We start from the raw sequence: 14,892 nt of genomic DNA, 5'->3' as shown, positions 1-14,892 counted from the left end.
GGTCGGCCGTCGGTACCGGGGACCGGCCGGGAACGATCCGGCAACGGCCTGCGTCCTGAAAAGTGTCCCGACAGGGGCAGAACGGACGTTGCCGACGCTTTCCCTGATGTCCGCCTACTCCCTGGGCGGGAGTGGTCACGGGTGGCAGTCGTCCTTGGGTAGGAGCACATCCACGTCCGAACAGTGCGGTAATAGAGACAGGGCCCGTACTGTGGGTTCTGTTGGAGTGCTGGAGCTCAGTCCGTCAGAAGGGGGCGCGCGAAGCCCATGAGCGGTGTCATGAAGCGTATGGGAATGATCTTCCGCGCGAAGGCAAACAAGGCCCTTGACCGGGCCGAAGATCCGCGCGAGACCCTCGATTACTCGTACCAGAAGCAGCTCGAGCTGCTTCAGAAGGTACGCCGCGGCGTCGCCGATGTGGCGACCTCGCGCAAGCGGCTGGAGCTGCAGCTGAATCAGCTGCAGGGACAGTCGTCCAAGCTGGAGGACCAGGGCCGCAAGGCACTCGCGCTCGGCCGCGAGGACCTGGCCCGCGAGGCGCTGTCGAGGCGCGCCGCCCTCCAGCAGCAGGTCACCGACCTGGAGACGCAGCACCAGACGCTGCAGGGCGAGGAAGAGAAACTCACTCTCGCGGCTCAGCGTCTGCAGGCCAAGGTCGACGCCTTCCGGACGAAGAAGGAGACCATCAAGGCCACCTACACCGCGGCCCAGGCCCAGACCCGGATCGGCGAGGCGTTTTCCGGCATCTCCGAGGAGATGGGCGACGTCGGCCTGGCGATCCAGCGCGCCGAGGACAAGACCCAGCAGCTCCAGGCACGTGCGGGAGCCATCGACGAGCTGCTGGCCTCCGGAGCGCTCGACGACGCGTCCGGCACGGCGAAGGACGACATCGCCGCCGAGCTGGACCGGATCTCCGGTGGTACGGATGTAGAGCTGGAACTGCAGCGCATGAAGGCCGAGCTGGCCGGCGGTTCCGCCGGGCAGCAGCAGGCCATCGAGGGCGGAGCCGAGGGTGCGGCACCGCAGTCGCAGCAGTCCCCGCACAAGTTCGACAAGCAGTGAGGGCGGCGTCATGATCGTACGGATCATGGGGGAGGGCCAGGTCGAACTGGCCGACAGTCATGTCGCCGAGCTGAACAAGCTCGACGACATCCTCCTCGCGGAGATGGAGAGCGGTGACGGACCAGGCTTCCGCGCCACGCTCCACGCGCTTCTGGAGAAGGTGCGCGAGCTCGGCTCGCCGCTCCCCGACGACTCCCTGGAGCCGTCCGAACTGATCCTGCCGTCACCCGACGCCACGCTCGAAGAAGTGCGCTCCATGCTCCGTGACGACGGGCTGATCCCCGGCTGACCGGGCGCGCCCGCTCCACGCTCCCCACGATGCCCCGCTCCGGTCCGGCCGGCGCGGGGCATCGTGCCGCGCCCACGTACCCTGACGCGGCTCCGCCGCCGTCCCGGACCGCCCGTCGACGACACGCCGTACCGTAGCTCGACGTGACCCCCCTCGGAACCGGGCTCGCGCGCCCCCGCCGCTGGCTGCGAGGCCATCCCCTCGCGTTCGACGCCGGCCTCGCGGTGGCCGTGCTCGCCTGCATGATCTGCGCGTCGTTCGCCGAGCCGAACCCGGGCCACGGGCCCGTCTTCGGAGCCCGGGTGCCCGAACCGTCGAGCGTGCTGCTGATGGTGCTCGGAGCCGGGGCTCTCGTCCTGCGCCGGCGCAGGCCCCTGACGGTACTCGCCGTGACCGGGCTGCTGTCCGTCGCCGAGTTCGTGCTCATGGACCCGCCCGCCCCGGTGGTGATGAGCGCGGTCATCGCGCTCTTCACCGTCGCGGCCAGCACCGACCGCCCCACCACCTGGCGGGTCGGTCTGCTGACCACGGGGGTACTGGGCATGGCCGCGATGGTGGACGGCTCGACCCCCTGGTACAGCCAGGAGAACCTCGGTGTCCTCGCCTGGACCGGCCTGGCCGGTGCCGCCGGCGACGCGGTACGCAGCAGACGCGCGTTCATCCACGCGATCAGGGAACGGGCCGAACGCGCGGAGCGCACCCGCGAGGAGGAGGCCCGCCGCAGGGTCGCCGAGGAACGGCTGCGGATCGCCCGCGACCTGCACGACGTCGTCGCCCACCACATCGCCCTGGTCAACGTCCAGGCCGGGGTCGCGGCCCATGTCATGGACAAGCGCCCCGACCAGGCGAAGGAGGCGCTCGCCCACGTACGGGAGGCCAGCCGCTCCGCCCTCAACGAACTGCGGACCACGGTCGGGCTGCTGCGCCAGTCCGGCGATCCGGAGGCGCCCACGGAACCGGCCCCGGGGCTCGCCGTCCTCGACACCCTGGTCGACACCTTCCGTAACGCCGGGCTTCCCGTCGAGGTGGCCCGCACCGACCCGGACAGCCCGCTGCCCGCGGCGGTCGACCTCGCGGCCTACCGGATCATCCAGGAGGCCCTGACCAACGTGCGCAAACACGCGGGTGCCGACGCGAAGGCCGAGTTGAGCGTCGTACGCGTCGGGGGAACCGCGGAGATCACCGTGCTCGACAACGGCACGGCGACGCACCCCCGCCCCGCGCCGGCCGACGGCGGCAGGCACGGCCTGATCGGCATGCGCGAGCGCGTCACCGCCCTCGGCGGCACCCTCACGGCGGGGCCCCGTTACGGAGGCGGATTCAGAGTTCATGCGATCCTGCCCGTCACGTCCCGCACACGCGCGCCGGAGGGGCCGGGCGCGGCGGAGACGACGGGGGGACGCGCATGACGCCCATCAAGGTGCTGCTCGCCGACGACCAGGCACTGCTGCGCAGCGCGTTCCGCGTGCTGGTCGACTCGGAGCCCGACATGCAGGTCGTGGGTGAGGCCGCGGACGGGGCACAGGCCGTGGACCTGGCGCGCTCGACCCTCGCCGACGTCGTGCTGATGGACATCCGGATGCCGGGCACCGACGGGCTCACCGCCACCCGGATGATCAGCGCGGACCCGGACCTGGCGGGCGTACGGATCGTCATGCTCACCACCTTCGAAGTGGACGAGTACGTGGTGCAGTCCCTGCGCGCCGGCGCCTCCGGCTTCCTGGGCAAGGGCGCGGAGCCGGACGAGCTGCTCAACGCCATCCGCGTCGCCGCTGCCGGCGAGGCGCTGCTCTCCCCGGTCGCGACCAAGGGCCTCATCGCCAGCTTCCTCGCCCAGGGCGGCAGCGCGGCCGAAGGCCCGGGCGGCGCGGAGTACTCCACGCGACTCGCCGCGCTCACCGGACGCGAGCGCGAGGTGCTCGTCCAGGTCGCGGGCGGGCACTCCAACGACCAGATCGCCGACCGGCTCGTCGTCAGCCCTCTCACGGTGAAGACCCACGTGAACCGGGCGATGGCGAAACTGGGCGCGCGGGACCGGGCCCAGTTGGTCGTCATTGCGTACGAATCGGGCCTGGTCCGCCCAAGGGTGGAGTAGAGGGTGTAGGTCCGGATACTCCAGCTGCGGTATGCGGCGGATGAGAAAGCAACCCGAGGGCCGACGTTTTCGCTCACGGGTACGGCGATCGTATAGGTGGCGGGCTGTGTCCCCGGTGCTCACCCGAGTGAGCACCGAACAGCCGCCCATCTGCCGCGTACGCCACAGAAGAGAGACCCACCCATGTCCTGGCTGTCCAGATTCAGCCTCGCGCAACGGGCGCTGATCGGGCTGATCTCGATCGTCGCGCTCGTTTTCGGGGCGATCGCGATACCGCAGCTCAAGCAGCAACTGCTGCCCACCATCGAACTGCCGATGGTGTCGGTGCTGGCCCCCTACCAGGGCGCGTCCCCCGACGTGGTCGAGAAGCAGGTCGTCGAACCTCTCGAGAACGCCATCAAGGCCGTCGACGGCGTGGAGGGCATCACCTCGACCGCCAGCGAGGGCAGCGCCGTCATCATGGCGAGCTTCGACTTCGGCGACGAGGGCACCAAGCAGCTCGTCGCGGACATCCAGCAGGCGGTGAACCGGGCGGGCGGCCAGCTGCCCGAGGACGTCGACCCGCAGGTCATCGCCGGTTCCACGGACGACCTGCCCACCGTCGTCCTGGCCGTCACCTCCGACAAGGACCAGCAGGCCCTCGCGGACCAGCTCGACCGCACGGTCGTCCCGGCGATCGAGGACATCGAAGGCGTCGGCCAGGTCACGGTCGACGGTGTCAGGGACCTCCAGGTCTCCGTCGTCCCCGACGACAGGAAGCTCGCCGCGGCAGGACTGAACACCGTCTCGCTCTCCCAGGCCCTGCAGGCCGGCGGCGCCACCCTCCCGGCCGGCTCCTTCTCCGAGTCGGGCAAGAGCCGCACCATCCAGGTCGGCGGTGCCTTCAGCTCGCTCCGGCAGATCGAGGACCTGAAGGTCTCCGCGGCGGACCCGGCGACGGGCAGGGCCGGAAAGCCGGTGCGGGTCGGTGACATCGCCACGGTGAAGCAGGAGCCCGCCCCGGCGGTCTCCCTCACCCGCACGAACGGCAAGCCGAGCCTCGCCGTGACGGCGACGATGGACCAGGACGGCAGTGCCGTCGCCATCTCGGACGCCGTCCAGGACAAGCTGCCCGACCTGCGCGAGAACCTCGGCACCGGGGCCGAGCTGACCGTCGTCTCCGACCAGGGCCCCGCCGTCTCCAAGGCGATCTCCGGCCTGACCACGGAGGGCGCGCTCGGCCTGCTCTTCGCGGTCGTCGTGATCCTGGTCTTCCTCGCGTCGATCCGCTCGACGCTGGTCACCGCGGTCTCCATCCCCCTCTCCGTCGTCCTCGCGCTCATCGTGCTCTGGACCCGCGACCTGTCGCTGAACATGCTGACCCTCGGCGCGCTGACCATCGCGATCGGCCGGGTCGTCGACGACTCCATCGTGGTCCTGGAGAACATCAAGCGGCACCTCGGTTACGGCGAGGAGCGCCAGTCGGCGATCATCACCGCGGTCAAGGAGGTGGCCGGCGCGGTCACCTCGTCCACCCTCACCACCGTCGCGGTCTTCCTGCCCATCGGTCTGGTCGGCGGCATGGTCGGCCAGCTCTTCGGCTCGTTCTCCCTCACGGTAACGGCGGCCCTGCTGGCCTCCCTGCTGGTCTCCCTGACCGTGGTCCCGGTCCTCTCGTACTGGTTCCTGCGCGCACCCAAGGGCACCGCGGAGAACCCGGACGAGGCCCGCCGCAAGGCCGAGGAGAAGGAAGCCGCCAGCCGGCTCCAGCGCCTCTACGTCCCGGTGCTGCGCTTCGCCACCCGGCGACGCGTCACCAGCATCGTCATCGCCTTCGTGGTCCTGTTCGGCACGTTCGGCATGGCGCCCCTGCTGAAGACGAACTTCTTCGACGCGGGCGAGCAGGAGGTCCTCTCCCTCAGCCAGGAGCTGACCCCCGGCACCAGCCTGGGGGCGGCCGACGAGGCCGCGCGGAAGGTCGAGAAGGTTCTCGCCGCCGACGAGGGCGTCGAGGACTACCAGGTCACCGTCGGCTCCTCCGGCTTCATGGCGGCCTTCGGCGGCGGTTCGGGAGCCAACCAGGCCTCGTACCAGATCACTCTCAAGGACTCGGCGGACTACGAGGCCACCGAGAAGCGGATCGACGAGGCCCTCGGCAAGCTCGACGGCATCGGCGACACGACGATCGCCGGGGGCGGCGGCTTCGGCAGCCAGGACCTCAGCGTCGTGGTGAAGGCCGCCGACGCGGACGTCCTGGAGAAGGCGTCCGAAGCGGTACGCCGTGAGGTCGCCGAGCTCAAGGACGTCACCGATGTCCAGAGCGACCTGGCGCAGAGCGTCCCGCGCATCTCGGTCAAGGCCAACGACAAGGCGGCCGACGCCGGATTCAACGAGACCACGCTCGGCGCGGCGGTCGCCGGCGCGGTGCGCGGCACACCGTCCGGCACGGCGATCATGGACGACACCGAGCGTGACGTCCTGGTGAAGTCGGCCCGGCCGGCCACCACGACGGCCGAACTGAAGGCCCTCCGGCTCGGCCCGGTCGAGCTCGGCCGGATCGCCGACGTGAAGCTGGTGCCGGGCCCGGTCACGATGACCCGGATCGACGGCCAGCGCGCCGCCACGATCACCGCCAAGCCGACCAGTGACAACACGGGCGCGGTCACCACATCCCTCCAGAAGAAGATCGACTCCCTGGACCTTCCGAGTGGCGCCACCGCGACCATCGGCGGTGTCTCCGAGGACCAGAACGACGCCTTCTTGAAGCTGGGCCTGGCCATGCTGGCGGCCATCGCGATCATCTTCATGCTGCTGGTGGCCACCTTCCGGTCGCTGATCCAGCCGCTGATCCTGCTGGTCTCCATCCCGTTCGCCGCGACGGGCGCCATCGGCCTCCTGGTCGCCACCGGTACCCCGATGGGTGTCCCGGCGATGATCGGCATGCTGATGCTGATCGGCATCGTGGTGACCAACGCGATCGTGCTGATCGACCTGATCAACCAGTACAGGTCGCAGGGCATGGGCGTGGTCGAGGCAGTCATCGAGGGCGGCCGCCACCGTCTGCGCCCGATCCTGATGACAGCTCTGGCGACGATCTTCGCCCTGCTCCCGATGGCGCTGGGCGTCACGGGCGAGGGCGGCTTCATCTCCCAGCCGCTGGCAGTCGTGGTGATCGGCGGTCTGATCACCTCGACGCTGCTGACCCTGCTCCTGGTGCCGACGCTCTACGCGATGGTCGAGCTCCGCAAGGAGCGCCGCGCGAAGAAGAAGGCGGCCAAGCACGCGGCGAAGTCCGGTGCGGCGACCCCGGAGGCGGCGGAGGAAGCCCCCTCCGCGGAGCCCGAGCCGGAGCCGGTGAAGGCCTGACAGGCCCCGCCGTAGCCACACAGGAAGGCCCCCGACGCCGCACGACGGCGGTCGGGGGCCTTTCCCTTCGGGACGGGGCGGCTCGAGCTGTCCGGGGCGTTCCCGGGGCTCCGTCTCACCTGCTACGGCAGCGCCAGCATCCGCTCCAGGGCCAGCTTCGCGAACTTCTCCGTCTCCGGGTCGACCTGGATCCGGTTGACGAGGTTCCCCTCGGCCAGCGACTCCAGCGTCCACACCAGGTGCGGCAGGTCGATCCGGTTCATCGTCGAGCAGAAGCACACCGTCTTGTCGAGGAAGACGATCTCCTTGTCCTCCGAGGCGAAACGGTTCGCCAGCCGGCGCACCAGGTTCAGCTCCGTACCTATCGCCCACTTGGAGCCGGCCGGAGCCGCCTCCAGGGCCTTGATGATGTACTCCGTCGAGCCGACGTGGTCCGCGGCGGCCACGACCTCGTGCTTGCACTCCGGGTGCACCAGCACGTTGACGCCAGGAATCCGCTCCCGTACGTCGTTGACCGACTCCACCGAGAAGCGCCCGTGCACCGAGCAGTGCCCGCGCCACAGGATCATCTTCGCGTCGCGCAGCTCCTCGGCGGTCAGGCCGCCGTTCGGCTTGTGCGGGTTGTAGAGGACGCAGTCCTCCAGGGTCATCCCCATGTCCCGCACCGCCGTGTTCCGGCCCAGGTGCTGGTCCGGCAGGAAGAGAACCTTCTCGCCCTGCTCGAAGGCCCATTCCAGAGCCCGCTTCGCGTTGGACGAGGTGCAGATCGTGCCGCCGTGCCTGCCGGTGAAGGCCTTGATGTCGGCGGAGGAGTTCATGTACGAGACCGGCACGACCTGGTCGGCGACCCCCGCCTCCGTCAGCACGTCCCAGCACTCGGCCACCTGCTCCGCGGTGGCCATGTCGGCCATCGAGCAGCCGGCGGCCAGGTCCGGCAGGACGACCTTCTGGTCGTCGCCCGTCAGGATGTCCGCGGACTCGGCCATGAAGTGCACGCCGCAGAAGACGATGTACTCCGCCTCGGGCCGTGCCGCGGCGTCCCGGGCGAGCTTGAAGGAGTCGCCGGTGACGTCCGCGAACTGGATGACCTCGTCGCGCTGGTAGTGGTGGCCGAGCACGAAGACCTTGTCCCCGAGCTTCTCCTTTGCGGCACGGGCCCGCTCCACCAGGTCCGGGTCGGACGGGGAGGGCAGGTCACCCGGGCATTCGACCCCGCGCTCGCTCCGCGGGTCGGCCTCGCGGCCGAGCAGCAGAAGGGCGAGAGGCGTCGGCTGGACATCCAGGGGCTGGGCGGTGGTCACGACACGCACCCTTTCTTTTCTGCGAAAAGCCTTTTCGTCGAATTGACGTTATCTATCATAACCGCTTCGTGTCAGCTTGACGATGCCGATAGCGTCGATGTGACGCATCCCCCCGCGCATGCGGTGTGCGAGCATGAAGGGAACAGACACGCGCCTGGCCCGGAATGAATCCGCGGCCCCGATGGTTGGACCGTCGGCAAGCAGTCCGTACAACCCGGGAGAGAAGCAGATGTCCGTATCGGACGAGACCACCACCGTGAGCGACGGCATCCTCCTGTCCGACGCCGCCGCAGACAAGGTCAGGACCCTGCTGGAGCAGGAGGGCCGGGACGACCTCGCGCTGCGCGTCGCCGTGCAGCCCGGCGGCTGCTCGGGCCTGCGCTACCAGCTCTTCTTCGACGAGCGCTCGCTCGACGGGGACGTCGTGAAGGACTTCGGCGGCGTCAAGGTCGTCACCGACCGGATGAGCGCCCCGTATCTGGGCGGCGCCTCCGTCGACTTCGTGGACACCATCGAGAAGCAGGGCTTCACGATCGACAACCCGAACGCCACGGGCTCCTGCGCCTGCGGTGACTCCTTCAGCTGAACCCTGAGTCGTACGACAGCGGCGGCGCTCCCGGAATCCGGGAACGCCGTCGCTGTCGTCTCCGCGTACGGAACTCAGGCCCGCGGCACCGTCTCGCCCGACCCCGCGTCGACCACCTTCCGGCCGTCCAGCGGCGCGTCCAGCGTCAGCGTCCGGGTCAGCTCCTTGGCGATCATGATGCAGGCCTTGCCGGGATCCGGCTTCGACTCGTCGACGGTGACCCGCACCGTCGAGCCGTCCTCCGTGGCGCGGGCCGTGTACGTGCTGCACACACCGCCCCAGAAGGTCACCTCCAGCGTCCGGCCGTCCGCGCTGTACGAGATGATCCCCGCGCCCGAGCTCTCCGGGTCCCTGGTGGGCTCCGGAGAGGGCTGGGCGCTTTCCTTCGCCAGGTGATCCGGGTCCACCGCGACCTGGGCGACCGTGTGGCCGGGGCCGCCCTCTTCGGGCCGTACGGAGAAGAGCCACGAGGGTACGAGGATCTGCTCCCCGTCCGCGTACCGCGCGGCGAGCCCGAACTCGGCCTTCTCGACCGTCACCGTGGTGGCCGGCGGAGTCCCGCCCGACGCACCGCAGTCGGGCTGCGGTGCGGAATCGTCCGCCAGCGGCACGGAGGTCGCGCAGCCGCCGGTACCTGCCTTCGGGGTCCTCCCGCTCTCCGCGTTCAGCTGCTTCAGCGCCTCGTCCGCGCCCATCACGGGGTAGCTGTCGCCCTTCTCCAGGCCCTTCAGGTGTCCGCTGCCCCCGACGATCTCGCCCTCGGCGCCCACCTGGATCCCGGTCGCCCAGCCGTACGTCGGCAGCCCGCTCACCACGGGATCGGCGTTCACCACACGTACGGCACCCATCAGCTGATCCGCGTCGAGCGCGGCGTCGCCCTGTCCCACGGCCTTCAGGACCGGAACGGCCGCGGCCTTGGCGGCCTTCTCGCTCACCGGCGAACCGGTGCCGGTGCCCGGCCCCGCGTCCTTCGAGCAGACCGTGGGCGACTCGCACGCGTCCGGACCGCCGGAGCCGTACCGGGCGAAGGTCCAGGTGCCCGGGGCCTGCTTGGTCACCCGCAGAACGGGGCCGGACCCGTCCCCGTCACTGCCCACCTTCCAGGCCGTGCCTTCTGTCCGCGGCGCGCCCCGCACCCCGAGGGCCTTCGCGAGGCGTACCACCTCAGCCGCGGTCACCGTGCCCGTCGAGCGGTGGACGGCGGCCGAGTCCGGGCCGTCGGGCAGCTCTCCCGAGGCGCGGTAGACAGTCCCGCCGCCGTGGGGATCCGGCTCACCCGGTGCGATGCCCTGCGGGGGCGTCGACGGGCCGCTGTCCGCCGAGGTGTCGAGTGAGAGCAGCGGCGGCGAACCGGTCCCGGGGTCAGGGAGAAGGCCCGGGCCGGCCTCGCCCGAAGCGTGCGACGCCCAGTACGCACCGCCGCCCCCGGCCAGCAGCACGGCCGCCGCCACCGAGGCCACGGCGAGCGGCGAACGCCGCCGCCGGGGGCCGGTCACGTCATTCTCGGGTCGCTCGGTGCTCACCGGATCGCTCCTTCGGCTGCCTGGCCGTCACCGGCCCATCATCCGCCCCCGGGGCGGGGACACCGGTGGGACGGGCCAGGGGAGCGCGCGGTTCCACCGTGTGCGCGGAGGAGCCGCCTGGGGAACCCGGATCAGTCCCCGTAGTCGGACATGGCGTCGATCAGACGGGCCGAGGACGGCGGTACCGTGACCCCGTGGATACGGGAGGGCTGCACCGGCTCGGCGGCGGTCTTCGCCGGTACGGCCCAGTGCGGCGCCATCCGCGCGCAGTCACCGCGCAGCTCGGCCAGGCTCATCTCGGACTCACGCGGAACGATGTTGTTCGACATATCCGCACCGTACGCACGGTAGGGGCCAGGTAGAAAGACCTACTATCGGGTAGTTTTGCCCTTTCGGGCACGGTGGCGTCACCGGGTAGCGTGAACTGTCACGCCGTCCCGGAGGGCGCGCTCACGCGTTCCCTTCGCCTTCCGCAGGAGCAGCCACCCCGTGCGTATCGCAGTCACCGGCTCCATCGCCACAGACCATCTCATGACCTTCCCCGGCCGATTCGCCGACCAGCTGGTCGCGGATCAGCTGCACACGGTCTCGCTCTCCTTCCTGGTCGACAACCTCGACGTGCGCCGCGGCGGAGTCGGCGCGAACATCGCCTTCGGCATGGGGGTGCTCGGCACACAGCCGATCCTCGTGGGTGCCGTCGGCTCCGACTTCGACGACTACCGCGCCTGGCTCGACCGGCACGGTGTCGACACCGGCTCGGTCCGGACCTCCGAGGTCCTGCACACGGCGCGTTTCGTCTGCACGACGGACGCCGACCACAACCAGATCGGCTCCTTCTACACCGGCGCCATGAGCGAGGCCCGGCTGATCGAGCTCAAGAGCGTCGCCGACCGCGTCGGTGGTCTCGACCTCGTCTCGATCGGGGCCGACGACCCGGAGGCGATGCTCCGGCACACCGAGGAGTGCCGCTCGCGGGGTATCCCGTTCGCCGCGGACTTCTCGCAGCAGATCGCCCGGATGAACGGCGAGGAGATCCGGATCCTCCTCGACGGTGCGACGTACCTCTTCTCCAACGAGTACGAGAAGGGGCTCATCGAGTCCAAGACCGGCTGGAGCGACGAGGAGATCCTGTCCAGGGTCGGTCATCGCGTCACCACCCTCGGCGCCCGCGGCGTACGCATCGACCGGGCCGGCCAGGACCCCATCGAGGTCGGCTGTGCCGAGGAGGAGCGCAAGGCGGACCCGACCGGCGTCGGCGACGCCTTCCGGGCCGGCTTCCTCTCCGGCCTCGCCTGGGGCGTGAGCCTGGAGCGTGCCGCCCAGGTCGGCTGCATGCTCGCGACCCTGGTCATCGAGACGGTCGGCACCCAGGAGTACACCCTGCGCCGCACCCACTTCATGGACCGCTTCACCAAGGCATACGGGGACGAGGCCGCCTCCGAGGTCAGGAAGCACCTCTCCTAGGGCGCGGCTGAGGCGGCAGCTCAGAGGAGCCGGCGGACCACATAGGCCGAACCACGGTCCGCCGCCTCCTCGCCGACGTACTCCTGTTCGCGCATCGCACACCAGGCCGGGATGTCGAGGCGGGCGGCCTCGTCGTCCGAGAGCACCGTCACCGTGCCGCCCACGGGTACCTCTCCGATCACCTTTGCGAGCTCGATCACCGGAATCGGGCAGCGCCTGCCCAGCGCGTCGACCACGAGCGAGTCCCGCGGCGTGGGGGAGGGGGCCGTCGACGCGGGCGCGCCGAGCCGCTCCCGCACCCCGGCCACCACGCCCGGCAGCACGCCGAGGAAGTCACCGACCTCCTCGCCGGTCGTCCCGGCCGGGAGTGACACACGGATGTTCCCCTCCGTGAGCACCCCCATCGCCTTGAGGACATGGCTGGGCGTCAGGGTGCTGCTCGTGCAGGACGATCCGGACGATACGGAGAACCCGGCCCGGTCCAGCTCGTGGAGCACGGTCTCTCCGTCGACATAGAGACAGGAGAAGGTGACCAGATGGGGCAGTCGCCGCACCGGATCACCGACCACCTCCACATCGGGCACCAGGGACCCCACCGCGGCCCGGATCCGGTCCACCAGGGCACGCAGCCGGGCGCCCTCCGCCTCGGCCTCCGCGCGCACCGCACGCAGTGAGGCCGCGGCCGCCACGACGGCCGGGATGTTCTCGAAGCCGGCGGCCCGGCCCGACTCCCGCTCGTCCGCGGGGCCTTGGGACGCGAACCGGACCCCCTTGCGCACGGCGAGCAGACCGACCCCGGCCGGCCCGCCCCACTTGTGGGCGCTCGCGGCCAGCAGTGACCAGCGGCCCGGCACCGGGCCCCAGCCCAGTGACTGCGCGGCGTCCACCAGCAGGGGCACGCCTGCCGCGGCACAGACCTCGGCGGTCTCCGCCACCGGCTGCACGGTCCCCACCTCGTGGTTGGCCGACTGCAGGCAGGCCAGCGCGGTGTCCGCGCGAAGGGCCCGGCCGAATGCCGAGGGGTCCACCACCCCGGTCCGGTCCACCTCCACCTCGGTGAACGAGCCGCCCTCGGCCTCGAGGGCCGCGGCCGAATGGAGTACCGAGGAGTGCTCGACGGCGGAGAGCACCAGATGGCGGCCGACACGCCGACGCCCGGAAAGAGCTCCGGCCACCGCCGAGTGCACGGCCCGGGTGCCGGACGAGGTGAAGACGAGCTCGTCCGGACGGCAGCCCACGGCCTCCGCCGCGGTCTCCCTGGCCGCGTCCAGCAGCAGCGCGGCGCGCCGCCCCTCGCGGTAGAGCCGGGCGGGATCGGCCCAGCCCTCGTCGAGTGAGGCAAGCAGCGCCTGGCGGGCGACGGGATGCAGGGGGGCGGAGGAAGCCGCATCGAAGTAGGGCACACCGTCACGCTAGCCCGCACCGGGGCGTGACCAGGAGACCGGCTGCGCCAGGACGGGGAGAGGGGGCGTCAGATGGCGGCCGGAGGCTCACATTCCATCCCTTCGGGGTGTCGCGCGGCGCGTTGGGCACCCTCCCCGCGCGGCCCCAAATAGCGTCCAGTAGGGTTTGGTCCGCATAAACATCCAAACCCCTGCCCGCGTCAGGGCCGGCGACCGACCAAGTGAGACGGGCGCGCCGACCGTGCGGGCGAGACTCTCGGGAAGGCGCTACGTGAGTCCCAACGGCTCCGACCGCTTGTCGCGGCGCCCGATGCGGCGGAAGCTGCCGCAGGTGCTGACTGCGGGCCTGGTCCTGGCGACGGCCTCCGGTTGTTCATACAACTGGGAGGATTTCCCCCGCCTCGGTATGCCCACCCCGGTAACGGAAGAGGCCCCTCGGATCCTCTCCCTCTGGCAGGGCTCGTGGGCGGCAGCGCTCGCCACGGGCGTCCTTGTCTGGGGGCTGATCATCTGGAGTGTCATCTTCCACCGGCGTAGCCGGACCAAGGTGGAGGTACCTCAGCAGACCAGGTACAACATGCCTATCGAGGCGCTGTACACAGTGGTCCCCCTCATCATCGTCTCGGTGTTCTTCTACTTCACCGCGCGCGATGAATCGAAGCTCCTCGAGCTCAGCCCGAAGCCGGCCCACACCATCAACGTGGTCGGCTACCAGTGGAGCTGGGGCTTCAACTACATCGAGAACGTGGAGGGCTCGCCGTCCACCGGCAGCGAGGTCCCCAAGGAGCTCGATGCCATCCCCGACAAGTACCGCGAGGACTTCCCCAAGGACGCCGGCGGCGTCTACGACGTGGGCATCCCCGGTACGCGCAACCCGCAGAACGGCAACCCGGGTCCGACCCTGTGGCTGCCGAAGGGCGAGAAGGTCCGCTTCGTCCTGACTTCGCGTGACGTCATCCACTCCTTCTGGGTGGTGCCGTTCCTCATGAAGCAGGACGTCATTCCGGGCCACACCAACTCCTTCGAGGTCACGCCGAAGAAGGAGGGCACCTACATGGGTAAGTGCGCCGAGCTCTGTGGCGTCGACCACTCCCGGATGCTCTTCAACGTCAAGATCGTCTCTCCCGAGCGTTACCAGCAGCACCTCAAGGAGCTGGCGGAGAAGGGTCAGACGGGCTACGTGCCGGCAGGCATCGAGCAGACGGACCCGGCCAGGAATGCGGAGACGAACAAACTGTGAGCATCCTCAATGAATCCCAGGGTGCCGCGGCAGCAGACGACTCGTTCGAGGACGAGCTGCCGGTGCGGCGCAAGCAGCCGGGGAGTGTCGTCGTCAAGTGGCTGACCACCACTGACCACAAGACGATCGGCACGATGTACCTGGTCACCTCGTTCGCGTTCTTCTGTATCGGTGGTCTCCTGGCGCTCTTCATGCGCGCCGAGCTGGCCCGTCCGGGTACGCAGATCATGTCGAACGAGCAGTTCAACCAGGCGTTCACGATGCACGGCACGATCATGCTGCTGATGTTCGCGACGCCGCTGTTCGCCGGGTTCGCGAACTGGATCATGCCGCTGCAGATCGGCGCGCCCGACGTGGCGTTCCCGCGGCTGAACATGTTCGCGTACTGGCTGTACCTCTTCGGGTCGCTGATCGCCGTGGCCGGCTTCCTCACCCCGCAGGGTGCGGCCGACTTCGGCTGGTTCGCCTACTCCCCGCTGTCGGACGCGGTCCGCTCGCCGGGCGTCGGCGCCGACATGTGGATCATGGGTCTGGCCTTCTCCGGCTTCGGCACGATCCTCGGCTCGGTCAACTTCATCACCACG

General features: G+C 70.1%; 13 protein-coding genes. 9 read left to right on the top strand and 4 right to left on the bottom strand.

The features are described 5' to 3' along the window. The first annotated feature begins 279 nt into the window (after positions 1-279). From ACFYQ5_RS16105 to ACFYQ5_RS16085, 5 genes are all read left to right on the top strand, one after another. The gene (locus tag ACFYQ5_RS16105; RefSeq protein ID WP_389197931.1) at positions 280-1,062 is read left to right on the top strand and encodes a PspA/IM30 family protein; all 783 of its coding nucleotides are present in this window, start codon (positions 280-282) and stop codon (positions 1,060-1,062) included. 10 nt (positions 1,063-1,072) lie between these two features. Then, entirely contained in the window at positions 1,073-1,351 is a 279-nt protein-coding gene (locus ACFYQ5_RS16100; RefSeq protein ID WP_389197930.1) for a hypothetical protein, read from the top strand. A gap of 143 nt (positions 1,352-1,494) precedes the next feature. Then, on the top strand, positions 1,495-2,760 hold the full coding sequence (locus ACFYQ5_RS16095) for a histidine kinase (RefSeq protein ID WP_389197929.1): 1,266 nt from the start codon (positions 1,495-1,497) through the stop codon (positions 2,758-2,760). Then, positions 2,757-3,446: a response regulator gene (locus tag ACFYQ5_RS16090; RefSeq protein WP_389197928.1), complete on the top strand. Its 690-nt coding sequence runs from the start codon at positions 2,757-2,759 to the stop codon at positions 3,444-3,446. The genes ACFYQ5_RS16095 and ACFYQ5_RS16090 overlap by 4 nt, the downstream gene beginning before the upstream one ends. Before the next feature lie 183 nt (positions 3,447-3,629). Then, positions 3,630-6,791 (top strand): efflux RND transporter permease subunit, encoded by a 3,162-nt coding sequence (locus ACFYQ5_RS16085; RefSeq protein WP_389197927.1) that lies wholly within the window; start codon positions 3,630-3,632, stop codon positions 6,789-6,791. Positions 6,792-6,913: 122 nt separating this feature from the next. On the opposite strand, the gene nadA is transcribed toward ACFYQ5_RS16085, so the two are convergent. Beyond that, the gene (gene nadA, locus ACFYQ5_RS16080; protein ID WP_389197926.1) at positions 6,914-8,101 is read right to left on the bottom strand and encodes a quinolinate synthase NadA; all 1,188 of its coding nucleotides are present in this window, start codon (positions 8,099-8,101) and stop codon (positions 6,914-6,916) included. 220 nt (positions 8,102-8,321) lie between these two features. Here nadA and ACFYQ5_RS16075 point away from each other — a divergent pair, with 220 nt between their 5' ends. After that, the gene (locus ACFYQ5_RS16075; protein ID WP_056784314.1) at positions 8,322-8,678 is read left to right on the top strand and encodes an iron-sulfur cluster assembly accessory protein; all 357 of its coding nucleotides are present in this window, start codon (positions 8,322-8,324) and stop codon (positions 8,676-8,678) included. A gap of 74 nt (positions 8,679-8,752) precedes the next feature. On the opposite strand, the gene ACFYQ5_RS16070 is transcribed toward ACFYQ5_RS16075, so the two are convergent. Further along, positions 8,753-10,201 (bottom strand): hypothetical protein, encoded by a 1,449-nt coding sequence (locus tag ACFYQ5_RS16070; protein WP_389197925.1) that lies wholly within the window; start codon positions 10,199-10,201, stop codon positions 8,753-8,755. A 131-nt stretch (positions 10,202-10,332) separates the two neighbouring features. Continuing rightward, on the bottom strand, positions 10,333-10,530 hold the full coding sequence (locus tag ACFYQ5_RS16065) for a hypothetical protein (RefSeq protein WP_389197924.1): 198 nt from the start codon (positions 10,528-10,530) through the stop codon (positions 10,333-10,335). 160 nt (positions 10,531-10,690) lie between these two features. On the opposite strand from ACFYQ5_RS16065, the gene ACFYQ5_RS16060 reads away from it, so the two are divergent. Further along, positions 10,691-11,665, top strand: a complete 975-nt coding sequence (locus tag ACFYQ5_RS16060) for a carbohydrate kinase family protein (protein WP_389197923.1) — start codon at positions 10,691-10,693, stop codon at positions 11,663-11,665. Between the two features lie 20 nt (positions 11,666-11,685). On the opposite strand, the gene ACFYQ5_RS16055 is transcribed toward ACFYQ5_RS16060, so the two are convergent. Further along, on the bottom strand, positions 11,686-13,068 hold the full coding sequence (locus ACFYQ5_RS16055) for a cysteine desulfurase/sulfurtransferase TusA family protein (protein ID WP_389197922.1): 1,383 nt from the start codon (positions 13,066-13,068) through the stop codon (positions 11,686-11,688). 271 nt (positions 13,069-13,339) lie between these two features. Here ACFYQ5_RS16055 and coxB point away from each other — a divergent pair, with 271 nt between their 5' ends. Both coxB and ACFYQ5_RS16045 read left to right on the top strand, forming a co-directional pair. Continuing rightward, positions 13,340-14,308, top strand: a complete 969-nt coding sequence (gene coxB, locus ACFYQ5_RS16050) for a cytochrome c oxidase subunit II (RefSeq protein WP_389197921.1) — start codon at positions 13,340-13,342, stop codon at positions 14,306-14,308. Beyond that, the coding region (locus ACFYQ5_RS16045) for a cbb3-type cytochrome c oxidase subunit I (RefSeq protein ID WP_389197920.1) at positions 14,305-14,892 on the top strand (588 nt) is incomplete at its 3' end. The genes coxB and ACFYQ5_RS16045, both read left to right, overlap by 4 nt.

The organism is Streptomyces sp. NPDC005794, assembly GCF_042871445.1.
In the GTDB taxonomy this organism is placed as follows: Bacteria; Actinomycetota; Actinomycetes; order Streptomycetales; family Streptomycetaceae; genus Streptomyces.
This window is presented reverse-complemented; position numbering and strand designations above follow the sequence as displayed.